We start from the raw sequence: 25,634 nt of genomic DNA, 5'->3' as shown, positions 1-25,634 counted from the left end.
CTGCTCTCGATTTTCTGCGTTCTTTACCAGCATTTTTATCACCCTACACCATTATACCGCATTTTCTCTCTCAATACGAGAAAAAAGGCCACCAAAAGGTGACCTTTTTCGACAGGCTGAAAGGGCCTCCCGCGGGAGGCCCTTTTACAGGGAAGGAGACAGAGCAATGGAGGACAGAGAACGGCTGGCCCAGCTGCCCGTGCGGCTGCTCGCCTGGTATGATGCCAGCGCCCGGGTGCTGCCTTGGCGGGAAAACCCCACCCCTTACCGGGTGTGGGTGTCGGAGATTATGCTGCAGCAGACCCGGGTGGAGGCGGTAAAGCCTTATTATGACCGCTTTTTAGAGGCGTTCCCCACAGTGGAGGCTTTGGCGGCTGCCCCCGAAGAGCGGGTGCTGAAGCTCTGGGAGGGCCTGGGGTATTACAGCCGGGCCCGCAACCTGCAAAGGGCCGCGCAGGTGGTGGTGGAGCGCTATCAAGGGCAGGTTCCCGCCTCTTTTGAAGCGCTGCGCTCCCTGCCGGGAGTGGGGGACTACACCGCCGGGGCCATCGCTTCCATTGCGTTCCAGCTTCCTGTGCCTGCGGTGGACGGCAACGTGCTGCGGGTCATCTCTCGGGTGCTGGCCCGCAGGGACAATATCCTGGACCCCAAGGTCAAGCGCCGGATGGAAGGGGAACTGGCCGGGGTGCTGCCCGCCCGGGTGGGGGACTTTAATCAATCCCTGATGGAGCTGGGGGCCATGGTCTGCCTGCCGGGCGGGGCTCCCAAATGCCTTTTGTGCCCCCTGCGGGAGGTCTGCCTGGGCTTTGCCCGGGGCGTAGCCCAGGAGCTGCCTGTCAAGGCCAAGGCGAAGCCCCGCCGCGTGGAGGAACGCACGGTGTTCCTGCTGTTCCACGGGAAAAAGATGGCCCTGCGCAAGCGCCCTGCCAAGGGCCTGCTGGCCGGCCTGTGGGAGCTGCCTTCCACAGAGGGGGCGCTGACCCAGGACCAGGCGCGGGAGTTCCTTCTCTCCCAGGGGGTAGAGCTGGTGGAGGGGTTGTCCCCTGGGCCCCGGGCCAAGCATGTGTTTTCCCATGTGGAGTGGCATATGACAGCCTGGACAGCCCGGGTGGCAGGGGAGGCGTCCGGTTTCACCTGGGTTACCGCGGGGGACCTGCGGGAGGGGTATGCCCTGCCCTCGGCCTTCAAAGCGTTTTTCCCATCTATCGAGGAGGGTTTGAAGGGCTAGAGCCTCTCCACCTGGATTTCCAGCTTGAGGATAAAATCCTCTTCGTTTTCCGTTCCCAGATAGCTGAGCAGGTCGGTTTCAAAGGCGTCCCCGCAGATGCGGCAGCCCTGCTTTTGGATAAAATTCAGCAGCAGGGGATAGGAGGCTTCTGGCAGGCGTTCGTAAGGGCCCTTGTGGAGCATGCACGCGTAGAGGCCCGCCGGGCGCTGGTACAGCCAGGGGGAACACACCGGCTGGGAAATGCGGGTGGAGTAGTAGCTTTCCCAAAAGCTGCCCTGCAAAAGGGATTCCTTTGTGACGATGGAACCCATGGCAAGCTCTTCTCCCAATTGGTTCTGGTCGCAATAGGTGATGTGGTCCTGCATGTTGCGCACCACATCCCCCACGGTGTTCATCTCCCCTTTCACAGGGGTGGCGATGTAAAAGCCCTGGGGCAGCTCTTCCAGCCAGGGGACGCCGGTTTTCCCGGCCAGGGCGGCCTCGGCAGCATTTCTGCCGTTTTGCAGGGTGCGGCGCATTTTTTCCAGCTTTCGCTGCTCGAAAAGCAGCTTCCGCTCAGTTTCCCGCAGCAGCTGGACAAAGGCGTGAGGCTCGCGGTGCGCCATGTATTCCCGGATTTCGCTGAGGGAGCACCTCGCGGAGCGGAGGACGGCGATGAGGTCGAAGTCAAAAAACTGAGAGGCTGTGTAGTAGCGGTAGCCGTTTTCCCGAACCCTGGCAGGCTTTAGCAGCCCCAGGCTGTCGTAATGGAACAGGGTCTCTTTGGTGGTAGAGCACAGCTTGGCAAACTGCCCGCTGGTAAATAAAAGGCCGCGTTCATCCTGCATATGGCTCTTCCTTTCCGGTGTTTTTCTGTGGGAAAGTTGACCTTTCCCGCTCTTTGGGGTAAAATAATACAATACGCTTATTGATTGATAAGAGGGATCAGGACGGCCGCCGCCAGGGCGGCCTGTCCAAATTACAGGGGGTGCTTATGGCACAAGACAACAAACGGAGCTTTATGAAAGGGGCGGCTATCCTCTCTGCTTCCACCTTGATTGTGAAGCTGCTGGGGCTTTTGTTCTCCATTCCCTTGGCCAACTTTGTGGCCCCAGAGGGCATGTCCCACTTCTACATTGCCTACAATATTTTCGGGCTGTTCCTCATGCTCTCCACAGCGGGCCTGCCGGTGGCGGTTTCCCGCATGGTGGGCACGGCGTACGCCCAGGGGCGCCGCCGTGAGGCGGACCGGGTGTTCTCTGTGGCCTTTTGGCTGTTCTTCCTGCTGGGGCTGTTCGGCTGCCTTGTGATGTTCTTTGGCGCGGATCAGATTGCCCAGTGGTACAGCAGCCCGGATTCCAACTACGCGATTATGGCCCTGGCGCCCACGCTGTTCTTCATCTCCCTGGAATCCTCCCTGCGGGGCTATTTTCAGGGGCGTTCCAACATGGTGCCCACTGCCACCTCTCAAATTATCGAGGCGGTGACAAAGGTCATCATCGGCGTGGGGCTGGCCTTCTACATCATTCAGAATGTTTCAGAGGACCCGGACCGTTGGGCGGCGGTGGGGGCCATTGTGGGTGTCTCCATCAGCGCCGCGTTGGGCGCCATGTATCTGCTGGGCTTCAAGGCTGTTCAGAGCCGCCGGGATAAAAAGGAGGCCTGGGCGGAGGAACCCATCCTCACCTCTCGCAAGCAGATGCTGATGAACCTGATCCGCTTCGCGGTTCCCATTACCATTGGCTCCTGCTTTTTAAGCCTGCTGGACACGGTGGACGGGGCCATCCTGCTGCAGCGGCTTCAGGCCGGGGCGGGCCTGACCCAGGAAATGGCCGATTGGTGGAACGGCACCATTGGCCACGCCCGCAAGTTTTTCGACCTGCCGGGGGCCTTTGTGGTGCCCATCTCCACCAGCCTTCTGCCGATCCTTTCGGGGGCCATCGCCTCTAAGAACCAGCGCCAGGTGGACAAGATTTCCTCCATGGCCCTGCGGGTGACGCTGCTCATCGGGGTGCCCTCTTCTGTGGGCATGGCCATTTTCGCAAGGCCCATCTGCCAGCTGCTGCTGTACAACCAGCCAGAGGTGGCGAAAGAGGCCGCCCCCCTGCTGACCATGCTCAGCCTGGCCATTGCCTTTAGCGGCCTGCTGTTTACCACCAATGCCATTTTGCAGTCCTTTGGCAGGGCCACCCGGCCTGTGATTGACATGGCGGTGGGCGGTGTGGTAAAGATTGTCCTTTCCTATGTGCTCATTGGAATCCCCCAGGTGGCGGCCATGGGCTCCGCCATCAGTACGGTGGTCTCCTATGTGGTGATGGTGGTGCTAAATGTGTTTGCCCTCCGCAGCAGCCTTCCCAAGATGGACAGCGTGGTAAAGACCGCTCTGCCGCTGGTGCTGGCTTCCGCCGTGATGGGGGCGGTGTCCTATGGGGCCTATTGGCTGCTCACCTGGGTGGTCAGCCCCCGGGTGGCCGTGATTCCGGCCATTCTGGTTGCCATCTTGGTCTACGCGCTGTGCGCGGTGCTGTTTAAGGGCGTGGGCTACGAGGACGTGGCCGCGCTTCCCAAGGGCCACACGCTGGCCCGCCTGCTGCGCATGAAGCCGGAGGAGCCCCCCCGCCGGAGGGAAGCCCCGCTGCCGGAGGAGGAGCTTCCCCTGGAAAAAGCGGCCTCCAGCGGCGCAGCCTCAGAGGAAAGGAAGGCCCCTCCCGCGAGGAAGGCGCCTTCCCGGAGCCGGGGAAAGTATGTCCCGCGCCACATGCGGTAAAACAGGATAGAACGGAAAAAGAAGCGCCGGGGAAGGTCCCCCGGCGCTTTTCCCGTCCCCGGCTTAAATCTCAAAGGTTTGGCCGGGCTGGGAGACGTCCATCACATGGGGCGCGTACTCCCGGTATGTGGGGGTGGATTTAAACAGCGGCACCACAGAGTAGTCTCCCCACATGTGCATGGGGAACACATACTCTGCCCCGGCCGCCTCGAAGAAGTACTTCATCCCCAGGTCGAAGTCCGCCTCCTGCCGGGGGTCCAGGGGCACAAAGGCTACGTCGATCTTCTTGCCGCCGGAAAGAAGCTGCAGCTCCTGGCGGTAAAGGGCCCGCATCTGGTCGTTCTGAAACCGGGGCGCCCCGTCCCAGACCCAGCAGTTCAGGTCCCCCGCATGGTAAAGGCGCTTTCCCTCGCATTGGATGAGGAAAGCCACCCCCATGTCGGTGGAACGCAGCGTGGCCACTTGGACCGCCCCCACTTGGCAGAAGGCATAGGGTGCCAGGAAGGTCACCTGGCTTTTCAGCTCCTTGGGCACCTGCAAGGGAGAGATGTCATCGGAGAGCAGATAGTGGACCTCTTTTCCACCCTGGGCCAGCTGGAAAATGACGGGGGAAAAGTGGTCCCCGTGGCTGTGGCTGGCAAAGACATACAGGGGCTTGTCCACCTGGGGGATGTCCCCCTGGTAATAATCGAACAGCAGGCAGCAGGTATCCATCTCCACAAAGTAGGAGCTGTGGTAGAGAAATGTAACTTTCATAAGTAAGTGCCATCCTTTCTTGATTCTTTTGCGGGGGGCGGACCCGCGCTTTTTGAAATGCCTGGCGGCCGGCTGGTTTACTGCGCGCGGAGGCTGGCATGGGAAAACCCGGCGGCGTCCCGGGTGACCTCAATGCGGCAGGGAATTCTGTTTTTCAGCTCGGAAACATGGGAGATCAGCCCGATAAGCCGCCCGCTGTTTTGCAGCGCGGCCAGGGCTTTCATGGCGGTGTCCAGGGTTTCCCCGTCCAAGCTGCCGAAGCCCTCGTCGATGAACAGGGAGTCCAGCCGCACCGCGCCGGAATGGTTCTGCACCACGTCCGAGAGCCCAAAGGCCAGGGAGAGGGAGGCCAAAAACTGTTCGCCCCCGGAGAGGGTCTCAATGGACCGGGGCAGCATAGAGGCGCCGTCCAGCACCTCCAAATCCAGCCCCCCCAGGGCGTTGCCTCCCTTGGGGCCCTCCATCAGCCGCAGGGCGTAGCGCCCCCGGCTGAGGGCGGCGAAGAAGTGGTTGGCACTGACGAGGACCTCCTCCAGCATGACGCTGAGCACATACTGCAAAATGGGCATTTTCAGGGGGTTCGCGCCGGAGAGCAGTTTGGAGAGACGGGCTGCCCGGGCGTAGTTCCCCTCCAGCTGGGAAAGCTCCCGGTCCAGCCCGCGCACCTCCTCCAGAGAGGCGCGCAGAGCCTGCAGGGCGCTGGAGGCCTTGCCCAGCTCCTCCCGGCAGGCCAGGCTTTTTTCACGCAGGGTTTGATATTCCTGCCGCAGGGCGGAGATCAGGGGGCGCTCTTTCCAGGGGACGGGGAAAGCCTTCCACTGGGCCTGGGCTTTTTCCAAGGCCTGCTGGGAGAGGTTTAGGGCAGTTCTGGCCCGTTCCCGCTGGGCCTCCTGCTCCTGGGCCTCCTTGAGGAGCCGGGCCGCCTCCCTCTCTTTGAAATCGTATTCCTGGCGCTTTTGCAGGATAGCGGCCTCCAAGGTTTTTTGGTCCAGGCCGGCCAGCGCTTTTTGGGACGCCTGCGCCTGGCGTTCCAGCTCCTCCCCTTGGGCGGCCAGGGCGGAAAGCTGCTCCCGCAGGGCGTTCCCGCCGGCGGCGCAGGCGTCCCGCTCCTTCTCCAGGGCGTGCAGCTTTTCTTTGGCAGCCTCCAGCCGGAGAGCGTCCCGCCGGGCAGCCTCGGCCTGCGCTTTGAGATCCTCTAGCTGACGGGCAGCCTCCTCTCCGGAAAGCCCTTCCGCCGCCCGGGAGGCCTCTTCCCAAAGGGCCTGCTGCTGCCGGGAGGCCTCTTGGGCCTGCTGGACTTCCAGCTTTCGGGAGCCGGCCAAAGCGGCGGCCTGCACCTGGGCCTGGCGAGCGGTCCGCTCCTCCTGGCGGAGGGCCTCCAGCTGCTGGGGAGCCAGGACGGCTTCCTCCCCCTGGGCGGGGGCGGGGTGCTCCAAAGAGCCGCACACCGGGCAGGGCTCCCCCTCCCGCAGGCGATGGGACAGGTCCAAGGCGGCGTTTTTCCGCAGCAGGGCTTCCTGGCGCTCCAGCCGCTGGGCGAGCGTCTCCAGCAGGAGCTGCTTTTGTTCTTCCCCCCGCTGTGCGGCAGCCCAGGCGGACCGGGCCTCCTGCTCCCGCTGCTTCCGGCGGGAGAGCTCTTCCCAGGCAGCGGTGAGCTTTTCCAAGGCCTGGCGGCGCTCCAGCAGGGCGGGAAGCCGCGCGGCGGCTTCCTCACAGGTCTTTAAGAAGGTCCTCCCTTTTTCCATCCGCAGGGAGAGGGCCTCGCCCTGGCGCTGCAGCCCCTCCAGTTCCTGTTTCTTAGCCTGGGCCTGCTTTCGGGCAGAAGCGGCCTGTGCCGCGGCTGTTTTCGCCCTGTGCAGTTCTTCCCGCTGCTGAGAGAGCTGTGTTTGCTCTTGAGCTACTGCCACAGCCTGCTCCCGCAGGACTTGGGCCTGTTCCCGCTTTTGCTGGAGCAGGGGCGCTTCCCGCTCGGTTTCCTTCCAGGCGGCCAGGGCCTGCTCCTGCGCCGTTTCTGCCTCTTGGCAGGCCGCCTCCAGCCGGGAGTAGGTTTCTGCGGCCTGCAGCAGGCTTTGAGATTCCTCCAGTGTTTTAGAGAGGTCCGAAGCCTCCTGCTGCAGGGCCTGTTCCCGCTGGGCCAGGGCTGCGGCTTTTCCCTCCAGCTCTGGCGTGCTTTCCGCCTGCTCTTTTCGCAGGAAGGATTCCCGCATGGCGGACAAACGGCCGGTCTGCTCCTCCAGGGACCGGGTCCGTTGGTGGAGGCGGTCCGTCACCTGCCGCCAAAGCCCGGCGGAGAACAGGGTCTTAAGCATTTCTCCCTTATCCTTGGAATTGGCCCGCAGCAGGCGCAGAAAATCCCCCTGGGGCAATACAATCACCTGGGAAAACTGCTCACAGGTCAGGTGCAGCAGTTCCTCGGCCCGGCGGCGCACGGCGCTTTCACTGCCGCTTTCCAGCAGCTGGAAGTCCCCCTCCTTCCACTGGAAGCACTCGTGAGATTCCCGCAGCTCGGTTTCCTTGTTCCGCTTGCGGTAGGTGTATTGGCTGCGGCGGAACCGGTAGGTCTCCCCCTGCAGGGAGAAGTCGAGTTCCACCAGGGTGGGCAGGTCCTCTGGGGCGCTCATGCACCGCATGGCGGCAAAACTGCGCCGCCCGCCGGTGGCCCGGCAGTACAGGGCAAAGCTCATGGCATCCAGCAGGGAGGTCTTCCCGCCGCCGGTGGGGCCGGTGATGAGGAACAGCCCATGCTCTTGGAACTGGGTCAGATCCAGCTCCGTCCGATCCAAATAGGGCCCGAAGGCCTGCAGCAGCAAACGCAGGGGACGCATTCACCGCCCTCCTTTCTTCCGTCATTCCGCGCGGAGCTCTTCCAGCACCTCCTGGAACAGGGCCAGGTCCTGGGGCTCCGCCTCTGTGCCGCACACCTCTTTCAGGAAAGAGGTGAGCACGGTCCGCTCGTTCTGTCCCTTCAGCTTGGCGGCCCGCTCCCCCGTGACAGTGGCGGCCATCCACAGGTTGCTTACGGACAGCAGGTTGGGGTAAAAGGGGCGCAGCCGCTCTGCCGCCAGCATGACAGGGGCGCTGTCCTCCAGCACCAGCTCTACATAATCCTGGCAGGGGTGCTCTTCCCCGGCCCGCAGCAGGTCCTCAAACAAGCCCTTCACCCGGCGCACGTCCCGCAGGGGAGAGCAGGGGACGAACTCTTGGGACATTTTTGCCCCGTCCCATTCCAATTGGATATACCCCTTCCGCTGGCGCTCCTCGTCCACGGAATATTTGAGGGGCGAGCCGGAGTACCTGCCCTTTTTCCCCGCCGGCTGAGGGCCGTGCAGATGCCCCAGGGCGGCGTAATCGAAGGGGTCGAAAAGGGAGGGGGGCACCTGGCCGCTGCCGCCCACAAACAGGGTGCTTTCCGAATCGGAGGTTTGGGCGCCGGCGGCAAAGCAGTGGGAGAGCAGCACATGGCCCGCCTCTGGGTCAAACAGGGGAAGAAGCTGTTCCAGCAGCCGTTCCATGCAGGGGGTCTCTCCCCGCAGAGAGCCGTCCCCCAGAAATTCCCGGGCCTGGGCCGTGTCGAAATAGGGGAGGAGGAATAACTGCAGCCGCTCTTCCCCCTCTTCCAGAAGCACTGGGGTGAGGGCATCGGAGAGCTCGGTGGCAAAGTAGACGCCGCTGCGGCTTAAAGCCTGCTTCAGCAGGGCCATGCGGCCGGCGCCGTCGTGGTTGCCGGAGATGACGCAGACCTTCGTTCCCAGAGACATCAGGCGGGAAAGGGTGGCGTCGAACAGGCGGATGGCCTCTGTGGGGGCGATCTGGCGGTCGTAGATATCCCCGGCAATCAGCACGCAGGCGGGGCGCTCCCGCTCTACAGCGGGAAGAAAGACCTGCTCTAGGAACCACTGTTGGTCTTGAAGCAGGCTGCGGCCATAGAGCATCCGGCCCAAATGCCAATCTGAGGTGTGGAACAGCTTCATAGAGGCCTCCTTTTTGAAAATTGTGAGAATTCAGGGGAATGCGGGAATTAAAGGCTTTCCTTTTTCTGTGAAATAGGGTACAATGGGAAGGACTCCTGTTTATGGTAAACTGGTTTCCCTGCTATTGTACCATATTTGGCGGGGAATGAAAAGAGATGCCTCCACCCCTTGGCCTTGTGGGAGAGGCCGCAGCAAAAGCGGCATAGGGCCCAGCCCTGCTTGGGCGGGGTGGGGAGACAGCGATAGACGATAGAAAGGAATTGGACCATGAAGAAACTCAAGCGATTTGCCGCGGCGCTGCTGTCTGTGTTCTGCCTGCTCAGCGCCATGGCGCTTCCCGCCTCGGCCGAGGGCTTTGAATACAGCTGGGATCAGGATTTGACCAACAACCCCAACGGCCCTCACTGCAAGGCCTATTCTATGCTCAACCTGGATACGGATACGGTGGTGTACAGCAACAATGCCGACGAGCAGCTTCCCATGGCCAGCCTTACCAAGATTATGACGTATATTGTGGCCTATGAAACCATCCCTGACCTTGAGAACACCCTCATCACCATTCCCCAAAGCGTGGTGGATGAGCTGGTGGGCACCGGCAGCTCTGTGGCGGAATTCAGCGTGGGAGAGACCTTCACGGGCTTGGATATGCTCTATTTGATGATGGTCCCCTCCGGCAACAACGCCGCCCTGACCTTGGCCAAGTATGTGGACCAGCTTTACGCTGAGGGCAAGCTGGACACCTCTTCTCAGGAAGGGAGCGCGTCCTCTGGAGAGGAAAGCGCTTCTGGGGAGGAGGGCTCTGAGGCTTCTCCCTCTTCAGAGGAGGCTGCCTCTGCCGACGACCCCGAGGCTTCCAGCGCCTCGCAGGCCAGTGCGGAGGCCGGCTATGTGGCCCCCGCCTATGGAGAAGAGGGGTTTGACGGCAGCGATTACACCGGCCGCAGCTATTTTGTCCAGCTGATGAACGAGAAGGCGGCAGAGCTGGGATGTACCAACACCCACTTTACCAATCCCCATGGCCTGCACAACGAGAATCACTATTCCAGTGCCCGGGATATGATCACCATAACCCAATATGCCATGAGCCTGCCCTATTTTACAGAGATCACCGGAACCACCACCTATAATTACTATCCGCAGCAGGACCCGGAGGACATCCGCTCTGCCAACACCACCAACCGCATGCTGACCAACTATGCCTCGGATGGGGGCTCTTACTATTATTCCTATGCCACCGGCATCAAAACCGGCTCCCATGACCAGGCGGGCTACTGCATTGTGGCCTCTGCCACTTATGAGGGGTATACCTACATTGTCTGCTGCTTGGGGTGCCCCTCAGTGGATTCGGATGTACACGGGGAAATGCTGGATGCGGCCTCCCTGTTCCGATGGGCCTTTTTAAATCTTTCCAGCAAGACCATTGCCGCCCAGGGGGAGGTTTTGGCAGACGTGCCCTTGGAATACGCCTGGAAGCAGGACACCCTGCAGCTGGTGGCCGGGGAGAATGTGTCCGTAATCCTGCCGGACAGCGTGGATTCCTCCAGCATTATTGTGGAAACGGATAAGCCGGAAAGCGTGAAGGCCCCCATTGAAAAGGGAGAGCAGGTGGGCACCGCCACCATGAGTTACGCCGGGGAGGTGATCGCTACGGTGCCGCTGGTGGCTGCCGAGTCCGTTTCCCGCAGTGAGATGCTCTCCTTTATCAGCCAGGGGACCTCGGTGCTCACTTCGCCCTGGTTCCTGCTCATCATGGGGATTATTTTGCTGCTGGTGATTGTGTATATCATCCTGATCCTGCTGTACCGGAGAAAACAGAAGCAGCTGCGCCGGGTGCGCCGCCACCGGGATCTGTGACCAGCTGCCCGCCGCGGAATATTGAGAAAGGGCCCCTTTGGGGCCCTTTCTCGCGCAATGTTTTCCGTTTTCGGGAAGGACAGCCGCCATTTAGCTGCCGGGCAGCGGCAGCTTACAGCACCACGTCTTCGCCGCCGGTTTTGGCAAACAGCCTTCGGATTTCCCCCCGCAGGCCCTTGTACTCCGGCTGCTCCAAAGCGTTTTGGGCCAGCAGCTCCTTGGCGCAGGCCTGGGCCTGGCGCAGGACTTCCATGTCCGTGGTCATGTCGGCGATCTTCAGCTGGGGCAGGCCGTGCTGGCGCTGGCCAAAGAAGTCCCCTGGGCCCCGCAGCTTCAGGTCTGCCTCGGCAATTTTAAATCCATCGCTGGTGTCTCGGAACAGCTTGAGCCGTTTGAGAGTTTCTTCCCCCTGAGCGCCGGTGATGAGGATGCAGGTGGACTGATGCTGCCCCCGGCCGATGCGCCCCCGCAGCTGGTGCAGCTGGGAGAGCCCGTACCGTTCCGCGTTCTCGATTACCATGATGACCGCGTTGGGCACGTCCACGCCCACCTCCACCACAGTGGTGGAAACCAGAAGCTGGGTCTCCCCCCGGGAAAAAGAGGCCATCACCTGTTCTTTTTCCGCGGGCTTCATCCGCCCGTGGAGCACGCCCACGGAGGCACTGGGGAACGCCTTTTCTACCAGCGCGGCGTATTGGGTTACGCTTTGCATGCCGCTCTCGTCCTCTTCAATCAGGGGGCAGATGAGGTAGCCCTGGCGGCCCTGGTCCAGGTGTTTCTGCACATAGCCGAAGGCCCGGTCCCGCTTGGCTGGGCCGATGAGATAGGTCTCGATCTTCTGCCGCCCGGGGGGCAGCTCGTCCAGCACGGAGATATCCAGGTCCCCATAGACCATCAGCGCCAAGGTGCGGGGGATGGGGGTGGCGCTCATCACCAACAGGTGGGGGGATGCGCCTTTCTGGGCCAGGGCGGACCGCTGCCCCACCCCAAACCGGTGCTGCTCGTCGGTGATGACCAGCCCCAGGTTGGCGAATTCCACCTTTTCCGAAAGCAGAGCGTGGGTGCCGATGACCAGCTGGATGCGCCCATCGGCCAGGGCCTGGTAGATCTTTTTCTTTTCCGCCTGCTTTACAGAGCCGGTGAGCAGGGCGCAGGCGATGTGGGCGGGCTCCAGCAGGGCGTTGAGAGACTGATAGTGCTGGGCCGCCAAAATCTCCGTGGGGGCCATTAAGGCCGCCTGCATGCCGTTCTGGATGACCGCCCAGCACAGGGCGGCGGCCACTGCGGTCTTGCCGCTGCCCACGTCCCCCTGGATGAGCCGGTTCATGGGGGAGTCCCCCGCCATGTCCTCCAGCGCCTCGGTGATGGCCCGGCGCTGGGCCCCGGTCAGCTGGAAGGGCAGCAGCCGGGCAAAGCCCTCGGGAAATTCCCCGGGGACGGGGTGCAGGTTCTCCTGCTTCCGGCCGCTTTTAATGCGCAGCAGTCCCAGCTGCAGGACGAGGAACTCCTCAAAGGCCAGCCGGAACCGGGCGGCAGTGATTTCCTCTTGATTTTTGGGAAAGTGGATGGTCTCCAAAGCGTAGCGCAGGGTGCACAGGTGATACTTCTCCCGCAGCTTGTCCGGCAGGGGGTCGTGGATGCGCTCCGGCAGCAGGGAGAGGGCGTGCTGCACCGCCGCACCGATCTGCCGGGAGGAGAGCCCCGCCGTGGCCGGATACACCGGCTGGATGCGGAGCTCCTTGGCCTCTGGCAGAAACTCCGGGGAGAGCATCTCCCGCCGGAGCAGGGTGCCCGTCACCTTGCCTCGGAACAGGTAGACCTGGCCCTCCCGCAGCATGGAGGGGATGTACTTGTTGTTGAAGAAGGTCAGGGCCATGTCGCTCTCACCGTCGGTCACCCGGGTCTTATACAGGGTCATGCCCCCCCGCACCCGGGTCTCTGTGGGCTTGTGGAGCACCGTGGCCTTCACCACCGCCACCTCGTTGAGAACAGTCTCCTGAATGGGCGTGTGGAGGCTCCAGTCCTCATAGGCCCGGGGGTAGAGCCGCAGCAGGTCCCCCACGGTGGGGGCGCCCAGCTTCTCGAAGAGCTTTTTCCGCTTTTCCCCCACGCCCTTCAGCTTTTGGATATCCATTTCAAACAGGGATGGCATGGCGGACCTCCTTTCTCCCAGTCAGTGTTCCAGGTCCCGCATCCAGCGCCGGATGTTTTTTTTGCTGCGGAGCACCGTGAGCTTTTCCGGAAACTGGGCCGCCCGCGCCCGCACCCCGTCCCGGCCGTTCTCATACTCCCGGCTCCAGCGGAACATGCTGCGCAGCATGGCAAAGGTGGGGCGGTAGGCGCAGGCCTCCAGGCCCAGGTTCTGCCGCAGCCACCGGGCCACCACCCGTTTCCGCCGCAGCAGGGGAGGGGGCTCCAGCAATACAACCCGGTCTGCCTGCTCCATCCCTGCAATGAAACAGGCCCGGCCTGTATCTTCTAGGATATAGTCCTCCTGTTCCAGAATGGAACGGAACATTGCGTCCCGCTCTTCCTCCGGCCGCTTCCGGTTGCCGCCGGGACGGTCCGGGTCCGGTTCGTGGGCCACCTGGTCCAGGTGGAAGCAGGGAACCCCGGTTTTTTGAGAGAGCTGCCGGGCCAGGGTGGTTTTCCCGCTGCCCACCGGCCCCGTGATATAGAGCTTCATACGCGCCTCCGTTCCGTCTTCTGGGCGGACAAAAAGAAACCTTTCCGGAAAGAAAGGTTTCTTCATGCGGTCCGGTATAAGGGCCTTGTTCACTCCACGCTGATAATGAAGAAATACACCGGCTGGCCACCGTTGACCAGGGTGATCTCCACATCCGAGTGGAGCTTGCTCTCCAGGGTGCGCTTGGCCTCCTCGGCCTGCTCCTGAGTGATGCCTTCGCCATAGATCAGTGTGATGAAAGAGGTGTGCTTGTTGGCAAAGGAACGGGCCACACGCACGCAGGCGCTGACCGGGTCCTTCTCGATATATTCCAGCTTGCCGTTTTTTAGGCCCAAGATGTCCCCGTGGCGGATGGTGTGCCCGCCGTACTCGGAATCCCGGGCGGCAAAGGTCACCAGGCCGGTGTCCACGTTGCCGGCAGCCTCCAGCATGGCCTCTTGGTTGGTTTCAGCGTCAGAGTCCGGGTCAAAGGCCAGCATGGCGGAAAGGCCCTGGGGGATGGTCCGGGTGGGGATGACGATGACCTCCCGGTCGGTGGCCAGGGGCACAGTCTGCTCTGCGGCCATGATGATGTTCTTGTTGTTGGGTAGGATGAATACCTTCTTGGCGGGGGTGGCCAGCACCGCCTCCAGCAGGTCCTCGGTAGAGGGGTTCATGGTCTGGCCGCCGCTGACCACATTGGCGCAGCCCAGGTCCGTGAACAGGCTCTTGAGCCCGTCGCCCGCCGCCACAGAGATAAAGCCCATTTCCTCGGTGGGCTCTTGGGGCTCCAGCTTGGCCTTTTCGGGCTGGGGCTGTGCCTGGGCGGCAGCGGCCTTCTGGGCCTCGTTCTCCTCTGCGGCCTTGCGGTGCTGTTCCTTCATGTTCTCAATCTTTACGGTGAGCAGCTGGCCATACTGCAGGGCGGCCTGCAACGCGTCGCCGGGATTTTCTGTATGCACATGGGTTTTGATGATCTCGTCATCATCCACCACCACCACGCAGTCGCCAATGGTCTCCAGGAACAGCCGCAGGTCCAGGGGGTCCTTTTGGACCTCTGGGTCCCGTCCCACCACGAACTCCGTGCAGTAGGTGAAGTTGATCTCGCTGTCGAACTCCGCCGCCACGTTGCGGAAGAACTCGGCGGTCTCCTCGGCCTTCTCCTCCTCGGAGAGGCCGCACTCCAGCACAATGCCGCTGCGGAACACACTGAGCATGCCCTCGAAGATCAGGCACAGGCCCTGTCCGCCGGCATCCACCACACCGGCTTTTTTCAGCACGGGCAGCAGCTCTGGGGTCTCCTCCAGGGCGTCGGCGGCGCCCATGCACACGGCGTCCCACACCTGGATGGGGTCGCTGCCCAGCTCCAGGGCTTCCCGGCCCCGCTCGGCGGCCACCCGGGCCACAGTGAGGATGGTGCCCTCGGTGGGCTTCATCACGGCCTTATAGGCCTCTTCCACGCCCAGCTCCAGGGCTTCTACCAGGTCCTGGGCGGCGATCTCCTCCTTCTCCTCCAGGCCCTTGGAGATGCCCCGGAACAGCAGGGACAGGATGACGCCGGAGTTGCCCCGGGCCCCCCGCAGCATGGAGGAAGCGGCCTTTTTCGCCACTTGGGCAGCGGTGGCGGAGTCCTCCAGCTTCCGCATCTCCTCAGCGGCGGCGCCGATGGTCATGGACATGTTGGTGCCGGTGTCGCCGTCGGGCACGGGGAAGATGTTCAGCTCGTTGATCTGCTTTTTGTACTTGGAAATGTTGTTGGAACCGGATATAATGGCATTTTTCAGTTGGGAACCTAAAATCACGGTAAACACACCCTTCAAGAGATAGATGGCATATCTTTTAACTAGTTTATCACAGATTTTTAAAAAATACAATCGTTCCCCGCTGATTTCTGAAAATCTCGTCTAAAATGCCCCGCCCCGCCGGAAGGACCCGGCAGGGCGGGGCAAAACAGGTGGATCTTCAGGCTCCGCCGTCTTCCAACAGGTCATGCAGGGGCTGGAAATAGCCCGGAGGGCCAAAATACTCCGTGATGCTGCCGTCCTCATTGTTCTTGCGGAGGTAGTCCTGGCCCGTTTCCGGGTCGGTGCCGAGGCTGAACCTCACCCCTTTGAAAGCCAATCTTTCGCCATAGTAGTGCACCGTGACCCGCACCCCTTCGCCCCCCAGGGGCGGCAGCTCCTCCCGGGAGGAATAGGCAAAACGGTTGATCAGCCGGACCGCCGCCTCGATCTCCTCCCGCTCTTCCAGCTTTGCGTAGGAGGTGACGCTCTGCACCTCGATATAGCTGACAGAGGAAGGGAGGATGAAGTACACATGGGTGGCAGTGTAGCGCCAGACGAAGACGCCTGCCAAGATCAAAAGGGCCAGAAGCAGGCAAATGTACGCCCGGATCAGGCGGCGCTGTACGGGCTTTTCAGTTTTCACGGGGCCGGTCTTTGAGTGCCACATCGCGTCCCACCCTTTCAGAAAGATAGTCGATCTGCTCTTGAAAGTACCCATCGGGGCCGTAATAAGCGACTTGGACCCCTTCCCAGCTAAACCGCACGGCATTGGGGTTGAAGATGAATCCAATGTTCTCGCCATTCTCCTGATAGATCCCGATCCCGGGACCGCCGGCGCCTGCAAACTGCCCGTATGCGGCATCCATTCGCCGGTAGGTAAAGCCGTTTAGAAGGTCCACCATCTCCTCGATCTCTTCCCGGTCCGTGATGAACTCTTCATAGTAGTGAGTAACGCTCAGTCTCACGGCGGTAACTTGTTCCGGGTCGATGTGGAACAAACGCTTGTCGAAAAACCAGGTGTACAGGATCTCCCACAGCAAAAAGGCGAAGATCCCCAGGGCGGCCAATGCTTTCAACAGACGTTTGCGGAAAGCGGTGTTCGATTCAGATTGCATCGTTTATCCCCTGTATCTACGCAACAAAGGAAAAACCAAAGTTTACAGCGGCACCCCGTCTTCATACAGTGCCAGAAGGGGGCCGAAGTGGCCGGGCTGGCCGGTGTGGACGATAGCTCCGCCGCCTTCGTCCTGGCAGAGATGGCTGCCGTCAAAGTCCCCCCGGATCATCAGGGTGCCCAGCTCGTTCTCCACGGTGATCCAGAAGGAGAGGAGCTCCGCCCGGTCCAGCTCTTCGACGGTGCGGCTCTCCGTGGGGGTGAAGGTGTTGAACAGCTCCACGGCCCTTTGGATCTCCTCTGGCTTGGTGATACGGGTGCTCTTTCCGTCGCCGTACAGCTGGATCTCCGTCACCTGCTCCGGGTCAAGCTCACAGGGCAGGTCCGTTTGGAACCGTTCCTCCCACTGGATGAGGGGATCGAAATATCCCTCTTCCCCAAAGAGCCAGAAGTCGGTCCCGTGGCCGGCGTAGTAGGAGATCCCGTTTGAGGTGACCTCCAGGATATTCAGGATATCCTCGGCGGCGCCGTCAGGGTCCCCCCAGAGAAAGATGGAATGGGTCTCCTCCGGCGGGGCGGAAAGCTCGCTCTCCATGTGGGCACTCTCAAAGGGGAAAGCGTTGAGCAGCTCCACGATCTTTTCGATCTCCTCCCGGTCCGTCAGCATGAATTCCCCGTGAGAGAGGGAGAAGCGGACGGACTGAATCTTCTCGGCCTCATAGTGGAGCAGCGGCGTCCCCGCCGGGAGCAGGGCGGCGTCGGCCAAGTTCAGCAGGGGACGGAAGTAGTCCTCCTCTCCCGTGTAGAGCACCGTGTTGTTGTAAAGCTCCTCTTCCACCACCCGGCTGCCCAGGGTCACACAGGTGAGCTCCCCGTCCCGTTCCTCGATCTCCAGCTCGTATGCGTACTCCATAGGGAAGGGAGTGGAGCTGCGGGTCTCATCCGTGAACTCCTCATAGGTGAACCCGTTGAGCAGCACGATGGCGTCTTGCAGCTCCTGTCCCGTGAGCTCCACCGTCTCTGCCCGGGGGTCGCACCGGCGGATGCGCATGGCCTTCACCTGCCCCTCCTCCAGCTGGAACAGGGGATTGGAGCGGGCCGGCTGGGGCGTGGCCGTGGGGCCGGGGGCGGGGGCCGTCGTTTCGGGCTGGGAGTCTTCCGCCTCCCGCAAAAATTCTAGCAGCGGGGCGAAATAGTCCCGCTCGCCGCAGTAGAACCGGTCCACCGGGCCGCTGGTGTCCCGGATGAAGTAGGAGCCGAAGCACAAGGAGAAGCTGCCGTCCGGGCCCTGCAGGTGCATCCAGTTGTGCCGTTCTTCCTCCGGCACGGAGTCTGCCACGGTGCGGTAGGTGAACCCATTGAGGTATTCCACAACGGTCTCGATGTCCTCTCGGTCGCCGATCGTCTTGTCAAAGGAGATGGAGGAGATGTCCTCCGGATCCAGGTCGTAGTAGTGGAGCCAGACCCTGCCATCGGTGATATCCCCTAGCTCCTGAAAATACCCCTCCGGCCCGTAATACAGGGTGGAATCCAGGAGCACAGAGTTGGACTCCGGCTGGAAGGTGAAGCCCTCGCTCCAGGTGTCGGTGTGCAGGGTGATTCTGTATGACCAGCCGGAGGAAGGGGGGATCTCCTTTGAGGAGGTGTAGGTGAAGCCGTTGATGAGCTCCACCATGTCTTGGATCTGCCAGCGGTTTTCCAGCTCGATGGAGCTGTCGATGTTCCCGGAGGAGCACAGCTCGATGGAGCGGATCTCAGCGGGGTCGAAGGCGAAGAGGGAGCTGCCCTCCGCAGCCGGGGCCTGGCTCTCCTCGCTGGAAGCGCCCTCCTCCGGCCCGCAGCCGCTCAAAGAGACTGCCAGCATCAGCCATGCCAGCAGAAGGGTCCAGAAACGTGTTCTCCAACGTCTTTTCATCACAGCCACTCCTTTCTCAACGCGATGTTTGTCCTTTCGCACAGGACACCTATCCATTCTTATTCTACTGTGGAGAGGGGCAAATGTAAAGGAGTGTTACAGAATTTTAACTAAAAAGACAGATGTGTAATCTTTGTTTTTAGATATTTCTTGAAGCTCCAAAGGGCATAAAAAAGAGACATCCGGGAAAACCGGATGTCTTGGTCTATACTGCTGAAAGGATCAAAGGATAGTCATTCGCTCCACGCTGGTGCACAGGCCGGTGCGCTCGTCGGCGGAGAAGAGCACGCAGTCCATTTTGCAGGGGCCCTTGGCCAGGTCGAACCGGGCGGGCATTTTGGTGCGCAGCTTGCCGATGATGATTTCCGGCTTTACCCCCAGCACGGAGTCCACCACGCCGGTCATGCCTGCGTCGGTGATGTAGCCCGTGTGGTGGGGCAGCAGGCACTCGTCAGCGGTGGGCACATGGGTGTGGGTGCCGAACAGGGCCGTCACCCGGCCGTCGGCATAAAAGCCCAGGGCCCGCTTTTCCCCGGTGGCCTCCGCGTGGAAGTCCACGATGCACAGCTTGGGCAGGTCCGGGGTCTTCAGCAGGGCGTCCAAGGTCTCGAAGGGGCAGCGCAGGCTCTCCAAATAGACCGTGCCCATCAGGTTGATGACCGCCACCCGCACCCGGCCCATGTCCACCACGCACAGGCCACGGCCCGGCGCGGCGGCTGGATAGTTGGCCGGGCGCAGCAACGTCTCGCAGGTGTCGTACAGCTCATAGCTCTCCCTGCGGCGGAAACTGTGGTTGCCGGTGGTGATCACGTCCACGCCGCTGTCCAGCAGGTATTCCGCCGAGGCAGGGGTGACGCCGTTGCCGTCCGCCGAGTTTTCCCCATTGGCAATGACCAGGTCGATTCCCTTGGCCCTTTTTAAGGCGGGCAGATGGGCCCGCAAAAACTGGCAGCCCACGCTGCCTACCACATCGCCGATGCACAAAATATTCAAGGCTCTTGCTCCTTTCTCCTCTCGTGTGCTTGGATCTGCCGGGAAAGCTCTTCCCCCCAGCCCTCCGCCAGGGGCAGGGCGGCGATGTCCCTCTGGGTCTCCGCCATAAACCGGGGCACCGTCTCGTCCCAGCGGTCTTGCCAGGAATATCCCAGGGTTTCGGCCGCCTTCCGGCTGGCCTGGGTGAACAGCTGGCAGGCGGTGGAAAGCGCCTGGAACAGGGCCTCCCGCTGGCAGGGGACATAGGTGGAACAGTAGCGTTCCCAAACCTCGGGAGGAAGATACCTTTTCAGGCCCTCGCCCGCTTTGCCGGGATATACAGGAAATCCCTGCTGGGCGCCGGCCTGCCAGCACAGCATCAGCCGCAGGGTCTCTCGGGTACAGGTTTCCAGGTGGTGCTGGGCGTACAGCAGCTGGCCCCGCCACAGCCCCTTGGAGACGTAGGGCGCCGTCCACCAGAACTCGTTGCGGCACTCCTGAAACACCCGGGCACTGGGCTTTTCCACCCCGTAGGACAGGTCCGCCGGGGGAGGCAGGGATGGCAGGAAGCCGTCCTTGTCCAAAAGGACCATGCTCAGCCGGTCGTCAAAGCAGTAGCCCCGGTAATCCTCCTTCCGGGCGATGGTCAGGTCGATGCGGTTGCCGTCGGCAAACTGCATCAGGTAGACAGCGGCGTGGGGCAGGTGTTCGTCATACAGCTCCGATTCATCGGTGCGCTGCATCACCAGCATTTCGCCAAAGGCGGGGGAGATATCCCCGCTTTTATAGGGCCCCACGTCGGCCACCAGGTAGACGATGTCATAGTCCCGGAACGAATCCAGCAGCCGGTTGGGGTCTGCCCGGGAACCGTTTAAGATCACCCCTCGCACCCGGGGGTCCTGCTCCGCATAGCCCAGGATGAGTTCATACATTTCCCGTTCGCTGCGCATTGCCATTTTCCCTCCCAATCCTGTAGAAAAACGTACAGGGACGCACACTGTACGTCCCTGTACGGTAATAACGCGGTTTACTTGGCGTAATCCACGGCCCGGCTCTCCCGGATCATGTTCACCTTGATCTGGCCGGGATAATCCAAATCTGCCTCGATCTTTTTGCAGATCTCCCGGGCCAGCAGTGTCATCTGCTCGTCGCTGACCCTTTCAGGGCGCACCATAATGCGGATCTCGCGGCCGGCCTGGATGGCGTAGCAGCTTTCCACCCCGTCAAAGGAGGAGGCCACCTCTTCCAGCTTTTCCAGGCGCTTGATGTAGTTTTCCAGGTTCTCGCGGCGGGCGCCGGGGCGGGCCGCGGAGATGGCGTCAGCAGCCTGCACCAAACAGGCGATGACAGTCTTGGCTTCCACATCTCCATGGTGGGCGGCGATGGCGTGGATGACCGCCTCGCTCTCCCGGTATTTCCGGGCCACTTCCACGCCGATCTGCACATGAGAACCCTCCATCTCGTGATCCAGGGCCTTGCCGATGTCGTGCAGCAGGCCGGCCCGTTTGGCCACGGTGGGATCCAACCCCAGTTCAGAGGCCATCATCCCTGCCAAATAGGCCACCTCTAAAGAGTGGTTCAGCACATTCTGGCCGTAGCTGGTGCGGTAGCGCAGGCGGCCCAAGAGCTTCACCAGCTCGTGGTGGACGCCGTTGACGCCCACTTCCAGCACGGCGCGCTCGCCCTCCTGCTTGATGGTGGACTCCACCTCCCGGCGGGCCTTTTCCACGGTTTCCTCAATGCGGGTGGGATGAATGCGCCCATCCGTAATCAGCTTTTCCAAGGCAATGCGGGCCACCTCCCGGCGGACGGGCTCGAAGCTGGAGAGGGTGATGGCCTCGGGCGTGTCGTCAATGATCAGGTCCACACCCGTCAGGGTTTCAATGGCACGGATGTTGCGGCCCTCCCGCCCGATGATCCGGCCCTTCATCTCATCGTTGGGCAAGGGCACCACGCTGATGGCGGCTTCCGAAACATGGTCCGCCGCGCAGCGCTGGATGGCCAGGGCGATGATTTCCCGGGCGCTCTTGTCGGCGTCCTCTTTGGTCTGCTGCTCAAACTCCCGGATCTTTACAGCCTTTTCGTGGGTCAGCTCAGACTCCAGGTTGTTGAGCAGGTACTCTTTGGCCTGTTCCACCGTGAAAGAGGAGATCCGCTCCAGCATGTCAAACTGGCTTTTTTTCACGGCCTCCGCCTCTTGCAGGCGCTGTTCGGCCTTTTTGTTTTTCTGGTCGATCTGGCTCTCCTTGCGCTCCATGCTTTCCAGCTTCTTTTCCAGGCTTTCCTCCTTTTGGAGCACGCGCCTTTCCTGATGCTGGATCTCCTTGCGCCGGTTGTTGAGCTCTTTTTCCGATTCGTCTCTCAGGCGGTGCAGTTCGTCCTTGCCCTCCAGCACGATTTCCTTCTTCTTGGCCTCTGCGGATTTAACAGCATCCGCCACAATACGCTTGGCCTCCTGCTCGGCAGAACCAATCTCACTTTCGGCCTTGTTTTTGCGGTAGGTCATTCCCAAGAAGAAAGCCGCTGTCCCTGCTGCCGCAGCGGCCAGGATAGCGATGACGATGCACAGCCACACTGCGATCTGGCCCAATCGGGCACCTCCTTTTCCTAACAGAATTATTTTGTAAAATTTCGGGTAGGGTAAAACCGGGGGCCTCCCCCGGCAAAATGCAGGCGGCTGGCTTTGCAGGCTATTTTAACATGTTCCATTTTGGCTGTTCAGACTTTATTGGCGCTTGCGGGCCCGGCAGGGCCGGCAGGCATGTTCTATGGAAAAACCCTCAATAAAGAGAATGGGTAAAATGAAAAACAGGAAAATATGCTATATAAAAAGTGCCGCATGCACTTTATTTTATTCTAGTCCCACCGGGGGCAGTTGTCAAGAAATTTGTAATCTTTTCTTAACGCCTTGGTCACAATTTGTTTTTTCCTTGCGGTGGCTTGACTTTCCCCCCCGCTCCTTTTATAATAACAGGGTAAAATAAAATGCTGTGAAAAGGAAGCCTTTCCCGGCGTTTGCCGGGAACAGAGAGGGGGCGCCCTGGCTGAAAGCGCCCTGCCGGCGGAGCGATCCCGCCTGGGAAAGGCCACCACCTTTGAGCTGCTCCCGAACGCGAGTTTCGCCTAAGGGACGCCGGGCGGCCCCGTTACAGGCCCAATGAGGAAGCGCGGGAAAGGGCTTTTCCCACGCTTTGAATCCGGGTGGAACCGCGGGTTCCCGGCAAATTTATCGCAACGCCGGACGCCTGCCCCAGAATGATGCTGGGGCAGGCGTTTTTTGCTTCCCCAGCGGAAAGGAGTTCGCTATGGTAAAGATCGACTTAAAAGGACAGATCAAGGAGTTTGAGCAGGGCGTGACCGCCGCGGACGTGGCCAAGTCCATTGGCATGGGCCTGTACAAGTCCGCCTGCGCGGCCAAGATCGACGGGCAGGCCTGCGACCTGCGCACCCCTATTGAGCGGGACTGTTCCCTGGAAATCCTCACTTTTGACAGCGAGGAGGGCAAGCACGCCTATTGGCACACCACTTCCCACATCATGGCCCAGGCTGTGATGCGCCTGTACCCCGGCACCAAGTTCTCCATTGGCCCGGCCATTGAAAATGGCTTCTATTACGACTTCGACCTGGAGCAGCCCCTCTCCACTGAGGACCTGCCTGCCATCGAAGAGGAAATGAAAAAGATTATCAAAGAGAACCTGCCCCTGGAGCGCTTTGAGCTGCCCCCGGAGGAGGCGGAAAAGCTTATGGCGGACCAGCCCTACAAGGAGGAGCTCATTGCGGAGCATGCCGGCAAGGGCGAGAACATCAGCTTTTACAAACAGGGGGATTTCACCGACCTGTGCGCCGGCCCCCATCTGATGAGCACCGGCATGGTGAAGGCGGTGAAGCTGACGGCCATCACCGGCGCCTACTGGCGGGGCGACGCCAAGAACAAGATGCTCACCCGGGTGTACGGCATCGCTTTCCCCAAGCAGTCTATGCTGGAGGAGCACCTGCAAATGCTGGAGGAGGCCAAGAAGCGGGACCACCGCCGCCTGGGCAAGGAGCTGGGCCTGTTCATGCTGCGGGACGAGGGCCCCGGCTTCCCCTTCTTCCTGCCCAAGGGCATGGTGCTGAAGAACCTGCTTATCGACTATTGGCGTGAGGTCCACAAGAAGTACGGCTATGTGGAGGTCTCCACCCCCATCATCCTCAGCCGCAAGCTGTGGGAGCGCAGCGGCCACTGGGACCACTATAAAGACAATATGTACACCACTGTCATCGACGAGGAAGACTACGCCATCAAGCCCATGAACTGCCCCGGCGGCATGATGGTCTACCAGAGCCAGCCCCATTCCTACCGGGACCTGCCCCTGCGGGTGGGTGAGCTGGGCCTGGTCCACCGCCACGAGCTTTCCGGCGCGCTGCACGGGCTGTTCCGGGTGCGGTGCTTCACCCAGGATGACGCCCACCTGTTTATGACCCCCGACCAGCTGAAGGACGAGCTGAAGAACGTGGTGCGCCTGTTTGACGAGGTGTACTCCGTGTTTGGCCTCTCCTACAAGATCGAGCTCTCCACCATGCCCGAGGACCACATCGGCACCGTGGAGCAGTGGGAGCACAACCAGGAGATCTTGAAAGAGGCCATCACCGAGATGGGCAAGGAGTACGAGGTCAACGAGGGCGACGGCGCCTTCTACGGCCCCAAGCTGGACTTCCACCTGGCGGACAGCCTGGGCCGCACCTGGCAGTGCGGCACGGTGCAGCTGGACAGCCAGCTGCCCGAGCGCTTCGAGCTGGAGTACGTGGGCGAGGACGGCCAGAAGCACCGCCCCGTTATGCTGCACCGGGTGGTGCTGGGCTCCATCGAGCGGTTCATCGGCGTCATCACAGAGCACTTCGCGGGCAAGTTCCCCCTGTGGCTCAGCCCTGTCCAGGCGGTGGTGCTGCCCATCTCCGAGCGCCATCACGAGTATGCCCAGAAGCTCCAGAAGGAGCTGGAGGAGGCCGGTTTCCGCGTGGAGTGCGACCTGCGCAACGAGAAGATCGGCTATAAGATCCGGGAGGCCCGGCTGCAGCGCACCCCCTACATGCTGGTGGTGGGCGACCAAGAGGCGGAGAGCGGCACCATTTCCGTGCGCCACCGCGCCGACGGCGACCTGGGCTCTATGGGCCTGGAGTCTTTCGTGGAAAAGATGCGCCAGGAAGTGGCGAGCAAAGAGATCAAGTAAACCAGGGGATCATCTCTCCCTGTGAATATGCAGAAAAGGACGGCCAAGAGAGCTCTCTTGGCCGTCCTTTTTGACTTTGCTATGAAAGGGGCCCGGAGGCTTACGCCTTCATCCCCACTTGTTCCGCCAGAACCATGGGCTGGGTGTTTTCCCCGGTGTAGGCCTTCCACTCCGGCAGGCCGGGGCCGTTGGGGTCGCCGTTCTTGACGAAGTTGGCCCAGTAGCTGGACATGGTCTGGGAAAGCTCCCAGTCGCAGTCCTCCCAGGGGCGCCAGCAGCGGTTCATGGTCTCGAACTCATACCACAGCTCGCAGGAGTGGAACGCCCCGGCGTCGTCTCCCGGCAGGCTGCGGGTGAAGAAGTAGAAGTACCCGGGCTTTCTCCCCAGCTTCAGCAGGTTTTCGCACCAGCGGGCCCCAGCCTCCTGCAGGAGCAGGCCGTCGCCGATATCCTTGGCGGTGGAGCCGATGAGGTAGGCGATGTCGTGGATCTTCCCGGCTTCCGCCTGGGCGTCGGCGTGGGCGGGCAGCAGCCAGCCGTCCACATGGGGGCGCCAGCTGAGGTCCTGGCCCTGCACGGCGTAGGCGGCGTCCCGCAGCTGTCCGGCGGGAACGGCCCGAAGCTCCTCTATGGTGGAGACTCCCAGGTGCTCCATAAGTTTCTGGGAGGTCTGGGTGATCTCCTCTTTGGTGGGGCACTTCTTCATGGCGTACAGGCCGCCGCCGCTTTGCAGGATGGCCCCCCGGAGCATGCCTTTGGTCAGGGGGGAGGAGATGATGGTCTGCACGCTCATGCAGCCGGCGGACTGGCCGGCAATGGTCACCTTGTCCGGGTCGCCGCCAAAGGCAGCGATGTTCTCACGCACCCACTTCAGGGCGAAAAGCTGGTCTAAAATGCCGTAGTTTCCGGAGACATGCTCTGGGGTTTCAGCCTCCAGGTCCGGGTGGGCGAAAAAGCCGAACACATTCACCCGGTAGTTGACCGTCACCAGGATGACGCCTTTGCGGGCCATGCCCTCGCCGTCGAACTCCTTTTCGCTGCCGCAGCCGTGCATAAAGGCCCCGCCATGGATCCAGAACAGCACGGGCAGCTTGCTGCCGGGCTGGGCGTCCGCAGGGGTCCACACGTTCAGGTACAGGCAGTCCTCGTCCTCCGGGGGGACCATTTCGTCATAGAACTCCTTGCTGTAAAAGTCCATGGCGGTTAGGTCGCACTGGGGGCACCGGGGGGAGAATTGGGTGCAGTCCCGCGGGCCCTCCCAGGGCTCGTGCTCCTGGGGGCGGGCAAAGCGGAGGCTTCCCACCGGGGGCTGGGCATAGGGCACGCCCCGGAAGATCAGGGCCTTCCCGTCCTGGCTCAGGGTACCTTGCACGGCGCCCTGCTTTGTGGTGATAATGGGTTTCATTGAAAAACTCCTCC

At 61.5% G+C, this 25,634-nt stretch carries 18 protein-coding genes; 4 read left to right on the top strand and 14 right to left on the bottom strand.

The genetic code is table 11. The features are described 5' to 3' along the window. Positions 1-166: 166 nt before the first annotated feature. Positions 167-1,228, top strand: coding sequence for an A/G-specific adenine glycosylase (mutY, locus tag ODJ80_RS05570; protein ID WP_263041260.1), 1,062 nt, complete (start codon positions 167-169; stop codon positions 1,226-1,228). On the opposite strand, the gene ODJ80_RS05565 is transcribed toward mutY, so the two are convergent. After that, the gene (locus ODJ80_RS05565; protein WP_263041259.1) at positions 1,225-2,055 is read right to left on the bottom strand and encodes a MerR family transcriptional regulator; all 831 of its coding nucleotides are present in this window, start codon (positions 2,053-2,055) and stop codon (positions 1,225-1,227) included. The two genes, mutY and ODJ80_RS05565, sit on opposite strands and share 4 nt — an antisense overlap. A 146-nt stretch (positions 2,056-2,201) precedes the next feature. Between ODJ80_RS05565 and ODJ80_RS05560 the strand changes: the two genes are divergently transcribed. After that, positions 2,202-3,974 (top strand): putative polysaccharide biosynthesis protein, encoded by a 1,773-nt coding sequence (locus ODJ80_RS05560; RefSeq protein WP_263041258.1) that lies wholly within the window; start codon positions 2,202-2,204, stop codon positions 3,972-3,974. A 63-nt stretch (positions 3,975-4,037) separates the two neighbouring features. On the opposite strand, the gene ODJ80_RS05555 is transcribed toward ODJ80_RS05560, so the two are convergent. The 3 genes from ODJ80_RS05555 to ODJ80_RS05545 all read right to left on the bottom strand — a co-directional run bounded on the left by ODJ80_RS05555 (position 4,038) and on the right by ODJ80_RS05545 (position 8,701). After that, on the bottom strand, positions 4,038-4,730 hold the full coding sequence (locus tag ODJ80_RS05555) for an MBL fold metallo-hydrolase (RefSeq protein WP_178864779.1): 693 nt from the start codon (positions 4,728-4,730) through the stop codon (positions 4,038-4,040). 77 nt (positions 4,731-4,807) lie between these two features. Then, a complete protein-coding gene (locus ODJ80_RS05550) occupies positions 4,808-7,555 on the bottom strand; it encodes an SbcC/MukB-like Walker B domain-containing protein (RefSeq protein WP_263041257.1) in 2,748 nt (915 codons plus the stop codon). Between the two features lie 21 nt (positions 7,556-7,576). Next, entirely contained in the window at positions 7,577-8,701 is a 1,125-nt protein-coding gene (locus tag ODJ80_RS05545) for an exonuclease SbcCD subunit D (RefSeq protein ID WP_263041256.1), read from the bottom strand. A 267-nt stretch (positions 8,702-8,968) separates the two neighbouring features. Here ODJ80_RS05545 and ODJ80_RS05540 point away from each other — a divergent pair, with 267 nt between their 5' ends. Continuing rightward, positions 8,969-10,555, top strand: a complete 1,587-nt coding sequence (locus ODJ80_RS05540) for a D-alanyl-D-alanine carboxypeptidase family protein (RefSeq protein WP_263041255.1) — start codon at positions 8,969-8,971, stop codon at positions 10,553-10,555. Between the two features lie 112 nt (positions 10,556-10,667). Here the strand turns inward: ODJ80_RS05540 and recG are convergent, their stop codons facing one another. The 9 genes from recG to rny all read right to left on the bottom strand — a co-directional run bounded on the left by recG (position 10,668) and on the right by rny (position 21,595). After that, positions 10,668-12,707: an ATP-dependent DNA helicase RecG gene (gene recG, locus ODJ80_RS05535; protein WP_263041254.1), complete on the bottom strand. Its 2,040-nt coding sequence runs from the start codon at positions 12,705-12,707 to the stop codon at positions 10,668-10,670. Between the two features lie 21 nt (positions 12,708-12,728). Beyond that, positions 12,729-13,241: an AAA family ATPase gene (locus ODJ80_RS05530; protein ID WP_263041253.1), complete on the bottom strand. Its 513-nt coding sequence runs from the start codon at positions 13,239-13,241 to the stop codon at positions 12,729-12,731. Between the two features lie 89 nt (positions 13,242-13,330). After that, entirely contained in the window at positions 13,331-15,022 is a 1,692-nt protein-coding gene (locus tag ODJ80_RS05525; RefSeq protein ID WP_263041252.1) for a DAK2 domain-containing protein, read from the bottom strand. A 160-nt stretch (positions 15,023-15,182) separates the two neighbouring features. Next, positions 15,183-15,671, bottom strand: coding sequence for a hypothetical protein (locus ODJ80_RS05520; RefSeq protein WP_178864785.1), 489 nt, complete (start codon positions 15,669-15,671; stop codon positions 15,183-15,185). Further along, positions 15,637-16,119, bottom strand: a complete 483-nt coding sequence (locus ODJ80_RS05515; RefSeq protein WP_263041251.1) for a hypothetical protein — start codon at positions 16,117-16,119, stop codon at positions 15,637-15,639. Before ODJ80_RS05515 ends, ODJ80_RS05520 begins: the two co-directional genes overlap by 35 nt. 42 nt (positions 16,120-16,161) lie before the next feature. Continuing rightward, positions 16,162-18,033 (bottom strand): hypothetical protein, encoded by a 1,872-nt coding sequence (locus ODJ80_RS05510; protein ID WP_263041250.1) that lies wholly within the window; start codon positions 18,031-18,033, stop codon positions 16,162-16,164. Between the two features lie 222 nt (positions 18,034-18,255). Continuing rightward, positions 18,256-19,026, bottom strand: coding sequence for a TIGR00282 family metallophosphoesterase (locus tag ODJ80_RS05505; protein WP_263041249.1), 771 nt, complete (start codon positions 19,024-19,026; stop codon positions 18,256-18,258). Beyond that, entirely contained in the window at positions 19,023-19,955 is a 933-nt protein-coding gene (locus tag ODJ80_RS05500) for an aminoglycoside 6-adenylyltransferase (protein ID WP_263041248.1), read from the bottom strand. Before ODJ80_RS05500 ends, ODJ80_RS05505 begins: the two co-directional genes overlap by 4 nt. A 77-nt stretch (positions 19,956-20,032) precedes the next feature. Beyond that, positions 20,033-21,595, bottom strand: a complete 1,563-nt coding sequence (rny, locus tag ODJ80_RS05495; protein ID WP_442863895.1) for a ribonuclease Y — start codon at positions 21,593-21,595, stop codon at positions 20,033-20,035. Between the two features lie 715 nt (positions 21,596-22,310). On the opposite strand from rny, the gene thrS reads away from it, so the two are divergent. After that, positions 22,311-24,215, top strand: coding sequence for a threonine--tRNA ligase (gene thrS / locus ODJ80_RS05490; protein WP_178864790.1), 1,905 nt, complete (start codon positions 22,311-22,313; stop codon positions 24,213-24,215). 100 nt (positions 24,216-24,315) lie between these two features. On the opposite strand, the gene ODJ80_RS05485 is transcribed toward thrS, so the two are convergent. Beyond that, positions 24,316-25,620, bottom strand: coding sequence for a carboxylesterase/lipase family protein (locus tag ODJ80_RS05485; RefSeq protein ID WP_263041247.1), 1,305 nt, complete (start codon positions 25,618-25,620; stop codon positions 24,316-24,318). Positions 25,621-25,634 lie beyond the last annotated feature (14 nt).

Source organism: Acutalibacter sp. LFL-21 (genome assembly GCF_025630755.1).
In the GTDB taxonomy this organism is placed as follows: Bacteria; Bacillota; Clostridia; order Oscillospirales; family Acutalibacteraceae; genus Acutalibacter; species Acutalibacter stercoravium.
The sequence above is the reverse complement of the archived record's forward strand: the minus strand, read 5'-3'. Positions and strand labels throughout refer to the sequence as shown.